This is a genomic window from Methanohalophilus mahii DSM 5219, from assembly GCF_000025865.1.
Classification (GTDB): domain Archaea; phylum Halobacteriota; class Methanosarcinia; order Methanosarcinales; family Methanosarcinaceae; genus Methanohalophilus; species Methanohalophilus mahii.
This window is the reverse complement of record NC_014002.1, coordinates 201576-217161: the sequence shown is the minus strand read 5'-3', so window position 1 is coordinate 217161 and position 15586 is coordinate 201576. Positions and strand designations below refer to the sequence as shown.

The window sequence follows — 15586 nt, the reverse complement described above, 5'->3', positions numbered from 1 at the left end:
TCAGCGTTTTTTATCTTTTTTCCAGTCTTCTTCTGCCATCCGTATCGTTTCATTCAGTTTTCTACGGTTTCGCAGGAAATTCCCAATGACCAGAAGCACGCCTGCACCAAGTATTGATGTACCGATCAGCAGGTTACGGGGTGCATCCTCTGAATAGAATTTGAGATAGAGGGTCTTAAACTTAATTTCTTCTTCCTCTTCTTCTTCCTCGGAAGACAAGAGGCCTTTTGCAAGAGAAGATAGTGACGTAGAAGTATCCTGACGCAGGTTATCCCAGACAATTACTTCCCTGCCCTGTCCATCTACATATCTGGAATCAGGTCCTGGTTCGACCTTCCCGATAAACTGGTTACCTGTTGTATATCCTTCTGGAAGGACTACCCTGACAGTGGAAAGGTGTGATGGCACATACATGAAATCCTGTCCCATAGGCACTTCCATAGTATAAGCCACAAAACCTGTAAGACTCTGATTGAAAGAAATTACCTGTTTGGTCTGTCCGGACTCAGATTCTTCAGAAAGGGTATAGTCTATCGAATCCGTTTGCTCAGATGTGGAAAGCTGTCTGACTGTTGCAGCTGGATTACCGTTATTTCCCCCGGGTCTGGCCAAAATTACAATATTTGAAAGTACATCAGAACCTGTATTTGTAATATCTTCAAGGGGAACTACCTCAAGACGATTTACATTCTCAAGTACATAAACCGCTTTTACAGGCGAATCGGGGTAAAGGTAGAAAGTAGTCGTATTAATTCCACACTCACATGAATTATTAGCAATGAACGGATCCAGTGTATACTCCGATGCATTGGTTGTTTCAGCGGTATCATCCACAGGTATAATGTCATCGATGCAACCACTAAAATAGATAGCTGAAGTGAGTATCAGAAATAGGACTACCGCTTGTTTTCGCATTATACTATCCACCGATTGATTATTTAAAAAAGTTATCGGTGTCCAAGAAAGGAAGGGTTTGCCCCTTCACTCATTCTTCGACTACCGTAAGGATAACACCCATGCTTTCAAGGGCTGCAGCAACTTCATTATAGGCTACAAAGAGTTCCTTCTTCTGATCACCCATTTCCGATGCAGGAGGTTCAGAGGCAAACCAGATCTCCTTATCGGTGGTACCACGTGTTATGGATACACAGGAGAGCATATCCGCCTGCACAAGACGGTATACTGAATCCACTCCGGTAGGAGTTACCCAGGCAGCATAGGAAGATCGCAGGGCTTCAACGAACCTGTGCCAGTTCACAGAAGCCGAACTTTCCAGCCGCACATGCAGATGTGCTCTTTCACCGACAAGTTGCTCATCGATTCTCTTGAGGAATTTCTGGAATTTGGGATCGTCTTCCTCAACTGTAACTGCTGCTTCAGCTGCCAGGTTCTTTGCCTCTTCCTTGAAGAAAGGAGCAAGGTTGACAGCACTGGATGGTTTTGTTAGCAGGGACACTCCGAAAAAGGCAACTGCGCTAAGTCCCATGCCAGCAATGACACCGTGGTTCATCAGGACCGGGTGAACCGTCTGGAGATATGCGGGAGCCATTGGAGCTGTCATGTAAATATCATAAACGATAAGGCTGATCTGGACAACTGCACCCACAATAAGACCTGCCATGGCACCTTCCTTGGTAGCACGCTTCCAGTAAAGACCTCCCATCAGGGGGAAAAAATAGGAAGCACTGGCAATATATGTGGCTATATGGATAGCCTCAAGGATACTGGTAATGAAAAATGAGCCCACTGTCGCTGCAAGGACTATGAAAAGCACACTGAGCCTGTTGACCGCAAGCATCTGTTTCATGGTGGCATCCGGTTTAATGAAACGTTGATAGATATCACGGGACACACAGGATGCACCGGAAGTTGCAAAGGTATCCGTGCATGACATAGCAGCAGCAGCCAGGCCTATCGCACTCAGGGCAACAATGAATGGGGAAAAGTTTTCAAGCACAAAAACAAGCAATGCCGGTTCTGCCTGGGCCATTCCCATAGGGAAACCTGCAGCCGGTATTTCCGGGTAAATGGAGCTCAGAGCGATGGCAATTACCGCACAACCTGCAAATACAATTGTTATCAGGAGGGAACCCAGAAGCAGCCCATTACGTGCGGATTTAGAATCACGTGCTGCCCATACTTTCTGCCAGGGGTCCTGCTCGGTGATCCAGCCGGGAACTATTGCAAATAAAAATATCAATACCATCGGAATTCCAATGGACAGAGGGTTCCACCAGCCAGAAGAAACATTGGAAAATAGCTCGCCTGCGTTGGCAGGAGCATCGACAGCACCACCTGTAGCTGCTCCTACAGAAACAATTGCGATGACTATCGTGAATACTGAGAGGAAAAGGAACTGCACCACATCAGTCCAGACAACCGCACTGAGACCTCCTAAAGTCACATAAACAGAAACTGCCAGTGCAACAATCAGGGCTGCATACAATGGATCAAACCCATAGAATGTCTCAAGCACCAGAGCAAAACCTTTGATATCAGCCACTGCAAAAAGGATCATGACGATGGTTATTATGATACCAATCGGCGCCCTGATGGCTGAACTGTAACGTTGTTCAAGTAATTCTGCCTGGGTTATTGCGGGCAGATTCTTAATCTTCTTTACAAAGATAGCAATTATCAGAAGAGCAAGAATATTGGGAGCCACAAAGCCCCAGATCGAACCCATTCCCTGCAGCATAAAGAATGCAATGACTGCAAGCAGACCTCCTGCGGTCAACCAGGACGCTGCTGAGGAGAATCCTACCCCGACCGTCCCGATACGTCTGCCGGCAAGCCAGAAATCGGTTACTGTGTTTTGTTTTTTGGTGAAATACCAGCCTATACCAATCAGTCCAACTAAGTAGACTGCCAATAAAATCAAGAATAATTGAGAACTTTCCATAATAATGCCTCCAATCTTATGAAGATTTACTAAATAGCATCGGCTTATTGATGATACATAGATTATTTAGTATATAAATCTTTTAAAAAAAGCCCTTAGCGACACCCATATAAATTACCCTTCAAAACAGAATGTTATGAAAATAATTACCCTTACAACAGATTTCAAGGATCTCTATCCTGCCTCCATGAAAGCGGTTATCCTGGACATGTGCGAAGATCCGACATTCATCGACCTGACACATGGTATAAAACAGGGAGATATATTATCTGCAGCTTTTGCCCTTTACACCACCACACACTTTTTCCCGGCCGGTACTATCCATCTGGCAGTGGTGGACCCGGGGGTCGGTACCAGCAGAAAAGCCATTATTGTACGCGCAGCAAATCATTACTTTATCGGGCCTGATAACGGACTGCTTATCCCTGCTGCACGCAGGATGGGCGAGATAGAGGTTTTCGAGATTGGAGAAAAAGCCATGCTGGACAGGGTATCCAACACATTTCATGGTAGGGACATATTTGCCCCTACAGCCGGTTTGTTGGCATCTGGCTATAAGGCAGAGGATATAGGCCAGCCTTTAGAGACCTTTGAAGAACTTAGTTTCGGAGAAGTCAATGCAGCTGTGGACAAACTTTATGGTAAAGTGCTATACATCGACAGTTTTGGGAATGTGATCACAAATATTCCGTCAAAGATGCTGGAAGCCTTTGCCAAACCCGCAGAAAAGTTACTCGTGCAGGGAAATGTAGCGTCTTATTCCCCGACATATGGCAAAATAAAAAAGAATGAATTGCTAATCCTTACAGGCAGCCATGACTTTCTGGAAATAGCTGTCAATGGTGGAAATGCTGCAAAAAGACTGGATATTACAGGCCATCCGGAAATCCGGATAGAAAAATGATCACATCCATTCGTAATGACGCAACGTCTCCAGGTTGTAATCATACAGTAAGCTGTTTTCAGCATAACCGAAGAAAAGGCATTTATCACATTCATTCACGGTTTTTGCCATGGTTGCTTTACTTGTCTTCCAGGCATTTTCCACACCCTGTCTGATATCAGCAAGAGGCTGGCGATGAACCCGGCATGTTTCCACCATGCCATCACAACCCACATTCAGGATAATATCAGGAGCATGGCATTTGAAAGACGGTTTTCTGTCACGTACCATTTTGAGATAGGTAAGGGAATTAATAATTGGATAACCCTGTGATTTCATCCCTATCAGTGAATCCAGAGCTCTGCGATATGCTGCACGGTCTTTGACCTCCATGTTACCCCACACATCATCCTTAATATTTTCAAATTCATACAGAGGTTCAAAAGAAATCCTAGCACCTATCTCTGATGCAAAGTACACAAGATCGGTCAGTTCATCCACGTTCTTAGAACTTATAACACAATTCAACAGGACAGGACGTTCCATAATCTCAACACTTTTCTTGATACCGGGAAGAATATGGGAAATATCGATACCCCTTATCTCCCTGTAACTTTCCAGCCCGTCTACTGAAATCGAAAGGAAATCAAGGTTTGAAAGAGCAGGCAAGCGTTTTTCCAGAAGCATACCATTGGTTACCAGGGAAGTTATTATGCCTTTTGAATGAGCATGTTCCAGAATATCTGGAAGGTCTTCTCGAAGCAGAGGTTCCGTTGTCCAGGCATTGTAAACACCTATACCAAAATCTGCAGCCCCGTCAAGCATTTGAGCAATCTCTTCAAATGTCATATCCGGTTTTTCTTCTTTCCAGTATTCACAGAAAGGACATTGCATATTGCAACGGGAATTTACACCGTGTGACAGAACATAGGGACGCCTACGCATTTTCATTTGCCATATAGCACGCAGAGTAGATACAATTGAGAAACTGGACATTGACCACAACCTTGTTGGTCAATACAGATAAAGTCGACTGTTTATTTTAAAAAAGGAAAGGGGTGTCCGCCGTAGCGGACAAAGTGAGGAAATTATCCAAAGAGTGCACCAAGACCGGCCATGCCGCTCTCTTCTGATTCGTCTTCTTCCTCTTCTTCCTCTGCCTCAGCTGCCTCTTCTGTAGCTTCAGCAGGTGCTGCTGCTGGTGCCGCTGCTGGTGCTGCTGCAACTGCTGCGGTGCTCATAGCTTCTTCGATGTCTACATCTTCAAGAGCTGCAATGAGAGCTTTTGCACGTGCGTCGTCTACATCGGTACCTGCTGCCTCAAGGACAGCTTTTACTGCATCTTCAGTAACATCTTTTCCAGCGTTGTGGAGTAAAAGTGCTGCATATATATATTCCATTGTGAATCACCTGTAATTAATCTTAAATCTCATCCGAAAAGTGCTCCAAGACCGGCCATACCGCCCTCTTCTGCATCTTCTTCTTCCTCTTCTACTTCTTCCTCAGCTGCTTCTTCAGCAGGCTGTTCCTCAACTGTTGCAGCTGCACTTTGTGCTGCTGCACCCAGAACAGATTTGAGATCCTCGTCCACTGCATCTTCATTGTTTGCAGATACAGCAGATGCGAGTGAAATCATCTGTGAATGTGCTTTTCCAAGCAGGGAATCCATGATCTCTGGTTCCAGTACTGTTGCATTGATACCAAGGTTCATTGCTTCGGAAGATGCCTTGGAGATCAAAGTGCTGATTGTAGCGGTTGTTGGGTATGCTACATTGACTGCCAGATTGAAAGCCTGTCTGGACGCTGCGGCAATATCGGAGAAGTATTTATCATTGTCAATTGCCAGTACATCGGGAGTAAAGATAGAACCGTCCTCGAAAACTGCATGAAGGTCAAGTCCCACTTCTATAGGGAATATTTCAAGCCTTGCAAGCATTGAAGCAAGGTTCTGGGATACTACATTACCTTCTTCTGTAACAACCTTGTTTTCACTGACTACAACTTTACCGCCATCGATGGATGCCGGGATTCCAGCACTCTGGAGGTCTCCGAGAATGGGACCCGGCGGGAAACTGGTTGGACCTTTTTCCACCTTAATATCCTGAGGAGCAATTGCACCTGCCTTTATTGGCGAAGGAGTCTTGCTCTGCTCAAGCAACTTATAGAGTTTGAAAGGATTCTCATTGGTGAAAATTAGTGCACACTGTTGATTAAGATAATCAATCATTTCAGAACAATCTTTTGAGGAGCTTTCCAGTGCCCTGTTGACAAGAGTGTTCCTGCATACTTTGAGGACTGCCACATCTTTCAGTTCACGTCTCATAGCCTGGAGTTGTTTGGCCGGGATACCTCCCACACCTACAATACCAAACAAAGGATATTTTTCGATGAGAGCCTTTATGTCCTCTATTTCCTGTTTTTTCCATTGAGGGATATGTTCACTGTGGTGAAGCTCTTCTTCCATCATATCACCCTCAAAGATTTGCCCATTGTGGTTGTAACATATATGGACTTGAGATTCTGTTTACCTTTATCAAGTACAGACTCAACCCTATTCACAATGCTTTCAATGTTCTCTGCTATTCTTTCTGCATCCATGTCCCTTCTTCCCACTGCAACGTGGAAAGTGAGTTTATCCTTGGAACGAATGCGAATAGAATTCTTGGAGGATCTAATCATGTCCGCCACATTTTTATCTGGCGTAAGTGGGACAGGCATCTTACCTCTGGGACCGAGAATTGCACCAAGGGTTTTACCGATAAGTGGCATGTACTGCACTTCGGCAATGAAGAAGTCACATTCATTAGCAATGGAACGTGCGCGACTTTTGTCATCTGCGAGGTCATTAATATCTTCCTCGGTGAAAACATAGTCACAGCCCGCTTCCTTTGCCTGAAGGCCTACTTCACCCTTTGCAAAAACAGCGATCTTAAGGTCCTTGCCAAGGCCATTGGGCAGATAAATTTCTTCATCTACACGATATTTGGGCTGGCTCATGTCAAGGTTTTTTAAATTGATGGCAAGATCCACACTTTCCGCAAAATTGCGCTGTGGGGATTCCTCAAATAACCTTTCGACTGTGTTTAATATAGATTCTTCTACCATACTGTACCTCCCGTAGTGATCATCAGCCACAAAGGCCTCCTACGGAACGATTTATTGTCATCTATACGGGCTCACCAATATAGGACAATTATTTTTAAACCTATCGGTCAAATGAAAAGCATGGAGTTACCATGCTTCAGAGGCAAGTGCCTCATCAAATTTACCTTCATCAATTGCCTTCTGGCAATCCCGGGGATCCATTCCTTCACCGGTAACTCCCATTGGCACACATGTACCTAGAACTTCCTTGATGCCTGCTTTCATTTCATAGGAAAGAAGGTCATCCTTTTTCATGCGGGCTATCTTGGCAAGCTGGGTGATACTGAGATTTCCTACAATTTCACTGCTACCTTCTTCACCTGCGCCTTTCCCGACACCGGCTTCCTGAAGGACAAGAGCGGCTGTTGGAGGAGTACCTACTTCTATCTCCACACTTTTGTCATCAGCCACAATGACCTTTACAGGAACCTGCATTCCATTGTAATCACTGGTCTTTTCATTTATAGTGTCAACAACTTCCTTAATGTTCACACCCAATGGTCCGAGCGCCGGGCCCAGTGGTGGACCCGGATTTGCTTTACCGCCGGGAACCAATGCTTCAACAACACTTGACATTAATCATCACCTTTTAATTTTGATTGAAATAATTATTTTTAATTGGGTTTACTCCTCTTCTTTGCGGAGTATTCTCACTGTATCCCCACGAATAGTGATGGGGATAGGTACCACAGCATCGAAAAGCTCGACAGTGATTTCTTCATGTCCTTCATCAACACGTTTGACACGTGCTTTTTCTCCCTTGAAAGGACCTGAAGTAACCTCTATGATCGCGCCTTCCGTGATTCCTGTAACCGTCGGTTTGGGAGTCAGGAAATGCATGATTTCTTCCATGCTCGATTGACCTTTCACAAGAGCCCTTGCATGTGGAACTGTCTGAATAGCCTGTTCGACCTCACCTGGATTGGAAGATTCCGCAAGTACATAACCCTTAAGCTCATCCGGTGCAAGAAGGGCCCGTATATCCAGATTCTCCTTTTTGGCCACTTTGGCCAACATTCCGGCAACTGAGCGTTCCTGGTTTGCAGTCGTCTTTATCACGAATATAGCGCTATCTTCACTCATAGAGTTACACCCATGTCGGCAATTCGGTCAGCAAAATATAGACCACAAAGCCAACAATGCCGATTACTATAATCCCTGCACCTGCAACTTTTGAGATCATGAGGAACTCGTCCCGTGCAGGCTTTCTGGCAAGTTTCAGCACCCTGTAATAGGACTTCAGGATCTGGCTGACACTGCGATTGTTCATTGCTGATTTTAATATGTTCTCTGCCAAAATATCCACAACCGATAAACGTTGAATAATTGGTATGGAAGTAGTTAGAGTAAAATTATGCTATAAAACTATAGCGCCACTCACATAACCTTATATGTAAAATATCTTTCGATTGGAGGAATATGATATCCAAAATAGAAAATGCAGGAAAATCATCCCACAAAGTCTATTCCATACCTCCTTGTAACGTTCTTTGCCCCGCCGGGGCCATATATCTGCGGTGATTTGACACCTGTCACGACTATCATTGTGCGTACTGTGTGTTCCAGCTCCGGATCGACCTGTGCACCCCATATAAGCCTTGCACCAGGGTCTATCCTGCTATAGACTTCCTGAACTACTCCTTCTGCTTCTGAAACAGTCATATCCTGACCGCCTACAACGTTGACAAGTGCAGATGTTGCACCGGAGATATCCACATCAAGAAGCGGACTGCGTAATGCTTTCTGAACGGATTCGCTGGCCTTACTATCACCATCAGCCTCACCCAAACCAATCATGGCAACGCCACCGTTCTGCATGACGGTACGTACATCGGCAAAGTCAAGGTTGACAAGACCGGGTTTGGTAATCAGTTCGGTAATTCCCTTTACAGCCCTCATCAACACTTCATCCGATACCTTGAATGCGGCCTGCAAAGGCAAACGTGGCACTACTTCCAGTAGTTTGTCATTGGGTACTACAATTACAGTATCCGCCACATCCCTGAGTCTTTCCAGTCCTGCTTCAGCATTGGTGCGGCGCACCTCTCCCTCTACTGCAAAGGGCAGGGTCACAACCGCGATTGTAAGAGCACCTGCATCCCTGGCAGCCTCTGCGACAACTGCTGCGGAACCGGTCCCGGTACCTCCACCAAGCCCGGCTGTGATGAATACCATATCGGTTCCATCGACCACTTCAGTGAGTTCATCAATACTTTCAAGTGCAGCATCCTCTCCAATTTGAGGTAAACTGCCGGCGCCCAGGCCACGTGTCTTTTTCTTGCCGATCAGTATCTTATTATCACAGATAACATTCAGAAGGTGTTGAGCATCAGTATTGAGGGCTACAAGTTGTGCTCCCTTAATTCCCTCATTCGTCATCCTCTGGATGCTGTTCGAACCTCCTCCGCCACATCCAATAACTTTAATATTGGTATGCATACCTTTCAAAACCGCTTCGATCTCCGCATTGACATCCTTCGGTCCCGATGGTTCGGAACTTACTTGTCTCTCTTCTGCTGAGCGAGCTAATGCCTCTTCAACAATGGATTTCATACTCAATTTCCTCCACGAGCACAAAGATAATCATGAATTCAACGAATCATATTTTTCAGGACAAGATCTTTTGTAATTGTCTCATGAACCATATCCGGATGGATAATATTTCCATCAACCTCAACAGGAATTCCCCTGGCAAGTTTACCAAACAGAGGTCCTCCGGGAACGCCTATACTCTCCGCTTTTATCGGATTGAACTTCCGGTATGTAAGATACAATAGATTGTCCTCTCTAATATACTCAATTTCATAATGTTCTTTTAGTATTTTAATGCATTCATCTATTATATGAGTCTGCAAGTCTTCTGCATCTTTCTTTTCAAATAACAGGAAAGAGCCCCTGTAAGTACCGTTGTCCCTCTGCAGGTATACAAGCGGATATTCCTGCAGCATACCCAGGAAACGGTCCGGGTTACTCTTCCAGGTATAGTGGATCAGTCTCTCATCTATGATTAATTCAACCGGATCCGGGACAACATCAGGCGAAGAGTTTTCCAGATCTTTTCTGAGAACATCTGTAAATAACGGTGGTGTCGTGGGTTCTATGTCCCTGGATCGTACCATGATATTCTTGAACATAACCCAAGGGATATTTCCAATCTGCTGAATATCACTCTCCCTCAAAACCAGCAGATAATTTTTCCGGGCAAGATCATCCAGATGCTCTTTATCAGAAGATGAAATGGCCTTCCTGTCCATATAAACAAAATCCGCACCTGATTTATCCACTGCCTGGCTAAAAAAGGATTCATCAACAAATTTCAGCTGGTAGGAAGGAATATTATGGCCAAATGTCACATTATTGCTAAGAACAATCTCTGATTGCCTGGCTGCATAATGTCCACCCCCAAATCCCAGAGCTATTGGCAGTTTTTGAGGATAGAAGGAAAGTATGGACCTGGCGAGAACTTCTGCGGCCCCTTTATCATCCCACTGCACAGGACCACTGCCAATCTCTGCATAGATAGAAGGTATTTGCAGGTCTGTAGGGCCGTGATGTGTGGATTCCATAGACACATCATAGTCCATACCTGCAGAATAGGACTGTATCTGCATCAGTAAAGGTTTCAGGGCAGAGGAATAAGCAATGGAAAGTTTTCCGGGATGGCCACCGAATTTTGCCTCCGAAGGATTGCCTGTAAAGTGGGCGGTGAGAAGTTTACGGCCATCATCACTTTTATGTTTGGAAGCAAAAATGAAACATGAAGGAAGAAATCCAAGTTCTCCCAGTTTTCCGTCCAGGCCGTCCTGAAAGATATGGTGGATGGAAACTTCCACAAGCAGGAACTTTCCGGATTCATATATACTGGTTATATCCTCATAAAGAGGCTCAAAGGATTGCGTTTCCCATTCATCCATTTCCAGAAGATGGGACATTATGTTCATACTCGCAGCATCCACACTGGAGCATACAATCGTTGGTTTTGGAATTGACAGTTGTGACATGATAACAGACCGGTTTTAATTTACTTTGAAGCCGTCCTTATACCTTACCTTTTTGCTGGTCGGTTCTTTTTCAGGTCAAACACCCATCTGCTGACACCACGTGCTACATTGCCGCATCTTCGCACACCAATTATTTCGTAACCTGCATCCTTAAAGGCTTGTTTTGATTTTGCTATATCCTCAGCTACCTGAAAAGTATAGAAATGCATCATACCTCCTTCTTTCAAAAGAGGGGAGAGTAAAGAAAAGAAATGATCCTGCCCATAAGGAGTAGGAACTATGAGTCTGTCAAACTTCATGTCAAGAATTACCGGAATATCCCGGGCATCCGCATTTATAGGATAGATATGTCCCTTAAAGTTATTCAACCGTATATTCTCAGCCAGCCAGTGGCATGCATACCGGTTCTTTTCGACACAGAAAACACGTACATCCCTTATAGCAGCAGGGATTGCAAACGGGCCCACCCCACAAAAGGCAACCAAAACATCTTCCCGGGGAAGAACCAGGGATGTTACCCTGTGCCTCTCATAACCCAGCCGGGGATTAAAAAATACTTCCGAAAGGTCCAAACGATAGCGATATTTGAATTCCCCGTGTGTAGTTACAGTACTGCCACCCAGCAAAATTTTAAAATCTGAAACACGATGATCGCCTTTTACTCGACTTATTTTGTTAAGAACTGTCCCGATATTACCTCTCATAGACACAACTTTTGTTGCAATCATTTCAGAATAGTCCCACAGTTCAGGAGGAATACTGACAATTGCAATGTCACCGACCACATCAAATCGATTAGGGATATATTCAATCAAGTCTGCAGGAACTTCCTTTTCCACGAGAGTTTTGAGACTGTTTTTACTCATGCTTTCACTTGGTTATCAAACGATGATTACATATTTAAATCAATTAATCCAATATTCTCAGGAGGAGTGGATTCAATATGCCAGTTGCAAAATACAAAGGAGTCGTACTTGCAGATAGTAAAGTTACCGAGAAAGTAGAAGGAAACCATTATTTCCCGCCGGAATCGGTCAATATGGAATATTTCAGAGACAGCGATACAGTAACTGTCTGCCCCTGGAAAGGCAAGGGCAGTTATTATGATATCGTGCTCGAAGATAGCACACTGAAGGACGGTGCGTGGTATTACCCGCAACCAAAACCTGCAGCATCAAACATTAAAGGATATCTGGCATTTGATACACGGGGTGGAGTGGAAATCACCGACTGATTCAAACACTTACATCCCTGGTCATTATTATTCGATCAGAAAGTTGTTTAGAAGGATTTCAGGGATCGGATGTGCATGAATTCATAGAAGCCAAAGTCAGACAGTTCCCTGCCAACCCCACTTTGCTTCATACCCCCAAAGGGCATGCATGCATCCGGTTTGAAGAAACCGTTTATCCCGACAACGCCTGCCTGAATCCTTTTACCGATCTCCAGCAGATGATCCGAATCCCCACCCCAGATACTTGCACCCAGCCCATAGGGAGTGGCGTTTGCAACCTTTATCGCTTCAGCTTCATCTTTCACGGAGATCAGAGGAGCAACCGGCCCGAATGTTTCCTGACGCATCACATCCATGTTATCAGTAATTCCGGAAAGCACAACCGGGGAATAGAAAAATCCTGCACCTTCAACCAGCCCGCCATCAAGTTCAACCTTTGCACCTTTTTCAATGGAATCTGCCACCTGGGAACCCAATCTGTGCATTTCTTCTGCCCGTACAAGGGGACCAATATCCGTGTCCTCTTCCAGCGGATCACCAACCTTCATACGACGTGTTTGCTCAATGAAGTGTCTTTTAAATTCCTCCATCAATGATTCTTCCACGACAAAACGCTTGGCAGCAATACAGGTTTGACCTGTATTGATAAACCTTGCAGCCGCTGCCGCCTTTGCAGCCTTTTGTACGTCAGCTCCTTCAAGGACAACGAAAGGATCGCTACCTCCGAGTTCAAGCACGTATTTCTTCAGGGATGAAGCTGCTTTCACAGCCACCCTGCGCCCGGCTTCAGTTCCTCCTGTAAAGGACACTGCGGCAATTTCGTCAGATGAGATCAGGGAAGAAGCTGTCTTGCCATCAATCAGGAGAGTTTGGAATACACCTTCCGGCAATCCGGCCTGTTGCATTATTTCTTCGATTTTCAGGGCACATGCCGGCACACTGGATGAATGTTTGAGCAGGATGGTATTGCCACCGGCCAGAATATGGGAAGCCGCACTGAGCACCTGCCAGAAGGGAAAATTCCAGGGTTTTATGCACAGAACCGGACCCATCGGTTCAAAGAATACACTGGAATAGGTCGCATCGGTATCTTCCACACGTGGTTCCATAAAGGAAGGTGTCCTGTCAGCATAATAATCAAATGTCAGGGCACATTTGGCAATCTCGCCCAAGGACTGTTTGAGGGGTTTTCCCATCTCCCGGGTGATCAGTTCTGCACATTCCTGCTTGCACTGGCGCAACATCCTGGCAACCTGACGCAGATAATCACACCGCACATCGACATCAAGGGATTTCCAATCCAGAAATGCATGATATGAGTTCTCAAGGCGGTCACTGACAGCTTCCGAATTGTGCATAGAGAAGGATTCCACCAGCTCCCCGGTTGATGGATTGATTGATTCCATGGATGGCATGCAGAAAAGTATGTACTTGCAATATAAGGAATTTTGCCAGCCTTTAGTCCTTCCCGGTATTTAGATCACAATATCTTCTGCTGGCTTCCGAGCCCAGACTGCGACGGTAATCCGATCGGACCTGCTTTCTGGAAGTTCTGACCATCAATTCTTCCACTTCCTCTTCAGAAAGACATTCTTCGGTATCATTGTTGTAATCTGGTGCATCGGACATGATTGTTTGGATTTGGTTCTGTGAAATATTATAGTTTTTGGAGAATCCTTAAAGAAAATATTAAACTGTGCCGGGATTACAATACCTATAAATCCTTCCACATCCCATCCAAATAGCTATGCAGCAGTTACTCGACACGGCTGAAAAGATACGGTCAATGGAGATTCGCGGGGCAGGCAGAATTGCAACTGCAGCTGCTAAGGCACTGCGGGATTATGTGGAAATGCTGGAAACCTCGTCCTTTGAAGAATTTGTAGCGAAAGTAGAAAAAGCCAAATCCATTCTTATTGAAACCCGACCCACAGCTGTCTCCCTTCCCAATGCGGTAATGCTGGCGGGCAGTTATGATGCAGAAACTGTGGAAGAGGCACGCAGCCAGATCCTAGATAATGCCACAGAATTTATCCGAAACGCCGACAATGCCCTTGATAACATAGGAGAGATCGGTGCAAAACGCCTCCGGGACGGGGATACCGTCATGACCCACTGCAATTCCCATGCAGCCCTTGCAATCATAAAAACCGCCCACAAGCAGGGAAAGAGAATAAAAGTTTATGCGACCGAGTCCCGACCTCGCAGACAGGGATTTATTACAATAAAAGAACTCAGTGACGCCGGAATTGACACAACCCTCATCGTAGACTCGGCAGTGCGATATACAATGAAAAATGTGGACACTGTAATAGTGGGTGCAGATTCAATAACCGTAAATGGTGCTCTTGTTAACAAGATCGGTACATCCCAGCTGGCCCTGGCAGCCCATGAAGCACGTGTCAACTTCATATCTGCAGCCGAGACCTACAAATTCAGTCCTTCTACCCTTTTTGGTGACCTGGTGGAAATAGAGGAACGTGACCCTGATGAAGTTATTCCCAGCGATAAACTTGGTGATATGCCAGATGTTAAAATAAGCAACCCTGCCTTTGATGTCACACCATCAGAATATATTGACCTGATCGTGACCGAAGCGGGAGCGTTTCCCCCGGAGATGGCCTATGTGATAATAAAAGAACACCTGGGCTGGGAACTGAAAAAAATGGGATGAATCAATCCCGTTTTCCCACAGCCGCCAGGTAAACCACGAAATGTTTGTCCCCGTCAAGGCCAAGCAGGGAATTCAGTTCATCATCCTTAAAAGCGGCAACAGCACAAACACCACATTTTACCGCCTGTGATGCCAGATAGAGATTCTGGCAGACATGCCCGGCATCCAGATGCAGGTAACGGTAACCCCGCTCACCATACCGCCAGCCCATTCTTTCAGAAATAGCAACCCATATGAAAACAGCCCCACAGTTGTGCACGAAAGACTGATCCAGACATGCATGGGCCACCTTTGACATGATATTCTCATCCTGTTGTTCTTCAACAATTGAATGTTCCAGTGCAAGGTATCGGTACAAACCCTGCTCCAGCCCTTCAACATTGCCAATCGAAAGATAGGTTTCAAAGGAATGTCTTGCACCCGCTGAAGGAACGGTACGGAAAGTGGCCACATCATCCATTACTTTTTTTACTCCCTGTGTGGCCCAAAGCAACCAGGCAAGATCCTGAAGGGAGAGGGAAGATCCTGTGAAATTCCTTATACTGCGGCGGGCTTCAATAGCTCTTTTAAGATCAACCGAATCCATTTCCAAACCGTCAACTTCGGGAAGGGATATCAGGGACCTGTCTGCATCAGGTGCTATTTCGAGGGGCGGAGGGGAACGACCCAGCATCTGAGGGGACGGGTCCAATTCACCAAATCTGGTTGCTTCCATGAAACGTTTGCCTTCTCCTGTCATCCAGTACAC

General features: G+C 45.4%; 18 protein-coding genes. 3 read left to right on the top strand and 15 right to left on the bottom strand.

All coding sequences use genetic code 11. The annotated features are described in order from the left end of the window. Together MMAH_RS00935 and MMAH_RS00930 are read right to left on the bottom strand one after the other, a co-directional pair. Nucleotides 1-915, bottom strand: a complete 915-nt coding sequence (locus MMAH_RS00935; protein ID WP_013036666.1) for a DUF5803 family protein — start codon at nucleotides 913-915, stop codon at nucleotides 1-3. A gap of 70 nt (nucleotides 916-985) precedes the next feature. Next, nucleotides 986-2902 carry a sodium:solute symporter family protein gene (locus MMAH_RS00930; protein WP_013036665.1) on the bottom strand — a complete coding sequence of 639 codons (1917 nt, stop codon included), beginning with the start codon at nucleotides 2900-2902 and terminating at the stop codon, nucleotides 986-988. A gap of 136 nt (nucleotides 2903-3038) precedes the next feature. Here MMAH_RS00930 and MMAH_RS00925 point away from each other — a divergent pair, with 136 nt between their 5' ends. Then, nucleotides 3039-3806 (top strand): SAM hydrolase/SAM-dependent halogenase family protein, encoded by a 768-nt coding sequence (locus MMAH_RS00925; RefSeq protein ID WP_013036664.1) that lies wholly within the window; start codon nucleotides 3039-3041, stop codon nucleotides 3804-3806. On the opposite strand, the gene MMAH_RS00920 is transcribed toward MMAH_RS00925, so the two are convergent. The 10 genes from MMAH_RS00920 to MMAH_RS00875 all read right to left on the bottom strand — a co-directional run bounded on the left by MMAH_RS00920 (nucleotide 3807) and on the right by MMAH_RS00875 (nucleotide 11796). After that, nucleotides 3807-4781, bottom strand: coding sequence for a radical SAM protein (locus MMAH_RS00920; protein ID WP_013036663.1), 975 nt, complete (start codon nucleotides 4779-4781; stop codon nucleotides 3807-3809). 92 nt (nucleotides 4782-4873) lie between these two features. Next, nucleotides 4874-5185: a 50S ribosomal protein P1 gene (gene rpl12p, locus MMAH_RS00915; RefSeq protein WP_013036662.1), complete on the bottom strand. Its 312-nt coding sequence runs from the start codon at nucleotides 5183-5185 to the stop codon at nucleotides 4874-4876. Nucleotides 5186-5214: 29 nt separating this feature from the next. Continuing rightward, entirely contained in the window at nucleotides 5215-6249 is a 1035-nt protein-coding gene (locus MMAH_RS00910) for a 50S ribosomal protein L10 (protein WP_048902060.1), read from the bottom strand. Further along, the gene (locus MMAH_RS00905) at nucleotides 6249-6890 is read right to left on the bottom strand and encodes a 50S ribosomal protein L1 (RefSeq protein ID WP_013036660.1); all 642 of its coding nucleotides are present in this window, start codon (nucleotides 6888-6890) and stop codon (nucleotides 6249-6251) included. Before MMAH_RS00905 ends, MMAH_RS00910 begins: the two co-directional genes overlap by 1 nt. A gap of 126 nt (nucleotides 6891-7016) precedes the next feature. Beyond that, a complete protein-coding gene (locus tag MMAH_RS00900; RefSeq protein WP_013036659.1) occupies nucleotides 7017-7505 on the bottom strand; it encodes a 50S ribosomal protein L11 in 489 nt (162 codons plus the stop codon). Nucleotides 7506-7553: 48 nt separating this feature from the next. Further along, entirely contained in the window at nucleotides 7554-8012 is a 459-nt protein-coding gene (locus tag MMAH_RS00895; RefSeq protein WP_013036658.1) for a transcription elongation factor Spt5, read from the bottom strand. A 4-nt stretch (nucleotides 8013-8016) separates the two neighbouring features. Next, nucleotides 8017-8226, bottom strand: coding sequence for a protein translocase SEC61 complex subunit gamma (locus MMAH_RS00890; RefSeq protein ID WP_048902059.1), 210 nt, complete (start codon nucleotides 8224-8226; stop codon nucleotides 8017-8019). 152 nt (nucleotides 8227-8378) lie between these two features. After that, nucleotides 8379-9482, bottom strand: coding sequence for a cell division protein FtsZ (ftsZ, locus tag MMAH_RS00885; protein ID WP_013036656.1), 1104 nt, complete (start codon nucleotides 9480-9482; stop codon nucleotides 8379-8381). Between the two features lie 38 nt (nucleotides 9483-9520). Further along, nucleotides 9521-10930 (bottom strand): D-aminoacyl-tRNA deacylase, encoded by a 1410-nt coding sequence (locus MMAH_RS00880; protein WP_083774818.1) that lies wholly within the window; start codon nucleotides 10928-10930, stop codon nucleotides 9521-9523. Nucleotides 10931-10974: 44 nt separating this feature from the next. Continuing rightward, nucleotides 10975-11796, bottom strand: a complete 822-nt coding sequence (locus MMAH_RS00875; protein WP_013036654.1) for a class I SAM-dependent methyltransferase — start codon at nucleotides 11794-11796, stop codon at nucleotides 10975-10977. 77 nt (nucleotides 11797-11873) lie between these two features. Between MMAH_RS00875 and MMAH_RS00870 the strand changes: the two genes are divergently transcribed. Next, nucleotides 11874-12164, top strand: a complete 291-nt coding sequence (locus tag MMAH_RS00870; protein WP_013036653.1) for a DUF427 domain-containing protein — start codon at nucleotides 11874-11876, stop codon at nucleotides 12162-12164. Between the two features lie 47 nt (nucleotides 12165-12211). On the opposite strand, the gene MMAH_RS00865 is transcribed toward MMAH_RS00870, so the two are convergent. Together MMAH_RS00865 and MMAH_RS10410 are read right to left on the bottom strand one after the other, a co-directional pair. Then, entirely contained in the window at nucleotides 12212-13579 is a 1368-nt protein-coding gene (locus tag MMAH_RS00865; protein ID WP_048902058.1) for an aldehyde dehydrogenase family protein, read from the bottom strand. A gap of 43 nt (nucleotides 13580-13622) precedes the next feature. Beyond that, the gene (locus MMAH_RS10410; RefSeq protein WP_013036651.1) at nucleotides 13623-13793 is read right to left on the bottom strand and encodes a hypothetical protein; all 171 of its coding nucleotides are present in this window, start codon (nucleotides 13791-13793) and stop codon (nucleotides 13623-13625) included. A 118-nt stretch (nucleotides 13794-13911) separates the two neighbouring features. Here MMAH_RS10410 and MMAH_RS00860 point away from each other — a divergent pair, with 118 nt between their 5' ends. Then, nucleotides 13912-14838 carry a ribose 1,5-bisphosphate isomerase gene (locus MMAH_RS00860; protein WP_013036650.1) on the top strand — a complete coding sequence of 309 codons (927 nt, stop codon included), beginning with the start codon at nucleotides 13912-13914 and terminating at the stop codon, nucleotides 14836-14838. 1 nt (nucleotide 14839) lies between these two features. Here the strand turns inward: MMAH_RS00860 and MMAH_RS00855 are convergent, their stop codons facing one another. Next, the gene (locus tag MMAH_RS00855; protein ID WP_013036649.1) at nucleotides 14840-15577 is read right to left on the bottom strand and encodes a SagB/ThcOx family dehydrogenase; all 738 of its coding nucleotides are present in this window, start codon (nucleotides 15575-15577) and stop codon (nucleotides 14840-14842) included. Between the last annotated feature and the right edge of the window lie 9 nt (nucleotides 15578-15586).

Excerpts from the sequence above, each read along its gene's own strand:
- MMAH_RS00935 (WP_013036666.1), bottom strand. The coding sequence starts at position 915 with ATGCGAAAACAAGCGGTAGTCCTATTTCTGATACTCACTTCAGCTATC.
- MMAH_RS00930 (WP_013036665.1), bottom strand. The coding sequence starts at position 2,902 with ATGGAAAGTTCTCAATTATTCTTGATTTTATTGGCAGTCTACTTAGTT.
- MMAH_RS00925 (WP_013036664.1), top strand. The coding sequence starts at position 3,039 with ATGAAAATAATTACCCTTACAACAGATTTCAAGGATCTCTATCCTGCC.
- MMAH_RS00920 (WP_013036663.1), bottom strand. The coding sequence starts at position 4,781 with ATGTCCAGTTTCTCAATTGTATCTACTCTGCGTGCTATATGGCAAATG.
- rpl12p (WP_013036662.1), bottom strand. The coding sequence starts at position 5,185 with ATGGAATATATATATGCAGCACTTTTACTCCACAACGCTGGAAAAGAT.
- MMAH_RS00910 (WP_048902060.1), bottom strand. The coding sequence starts at position 6,249 with ATGGAAGAAGAGCTTCACCACAGTGAACATATCCCTCAATGGAAAAAA.
- MMAH_RS00905 (WP_013036660.1), bottom strand. The coding sequence starts at position 6,890 with ATGGTAGAAGAATCTATATTAAACACAGTCGAAAGGTTATTTGAGGAA.
- MMAH_RS00900 (WP_013036659.1), bottom strand. The coding sequence starts at position 7,505 with ATGTCAAGTGTTGTTGAAGCATTGGTTCCCGGCGGTAAAGCAAATCCG.
- MMAH_RS00895 (WP_013036658.1), bottom strand. The coding sequence starts at position 8,012 with ATGAGTGAAGATAGCGCTATATTCGTGATAAAGACGACTGCAAACCAG.
- ftsZ (WP_013036656.1), bottom strand. The coding sequence starts at position 9,482 with ATGAAATCCATTGTTGAAGAGGCATTAGCTCGCTCAGCAGAAGAGAGA.
- MMAH_RS00880 (WP_083774818.1), bottom strand. The coding sequence starts at position 10,930 with ATGTCACAACTGTCAATTCCAAAACCAACGATTGTATGCTCCAGTGTG.
- MMAH_RS00875 (WP_013036654.1), bottom strand. The coding sequence starts at position 11,796 with ATGAGTAAAAACAGTCTCAAAACTCTCGTGGAAAAGGAAGTTCCTGCA.
- MMAH_RS00870 (WP_013036653.1), top strand. The coding sequence starts at position 11,874 with ATGCCAGTTGCAAAATACAAAGGAGTCGTACTTGCAGATAGTAAAGTT.
- MMAH_RS00865 (WP_048902058.1), bottom strand. The coding sequence starts at position 13,579 with ATGCCATCCATGGAATCAATCAATCCATCAACCGGGGAGCTGGTGGAA.
- MMAH_RS10410 (WP_013036651.1), bottom strand. The coding sequence starts at position 13,793 with ATGTCCGATGCACCAGATTACAACAATGATACCGAAGAATGTCTTTCT.
- MMAH_RS00860 (WP_013036650.1), top strand. The coding sequence starts at position 13,912 with ATGCAGCAGTTACTCGACACGGCTGAAAAGATACGGTCAATGGAGATT.
- MMAH_RS00855 (WP_013036649.1), bottom strand. The coding sequence starts at position 15,577 with ATGACAGGAGAAGGCAAACGTTTCATGGAAGCAACCAGATTTGGTGAA.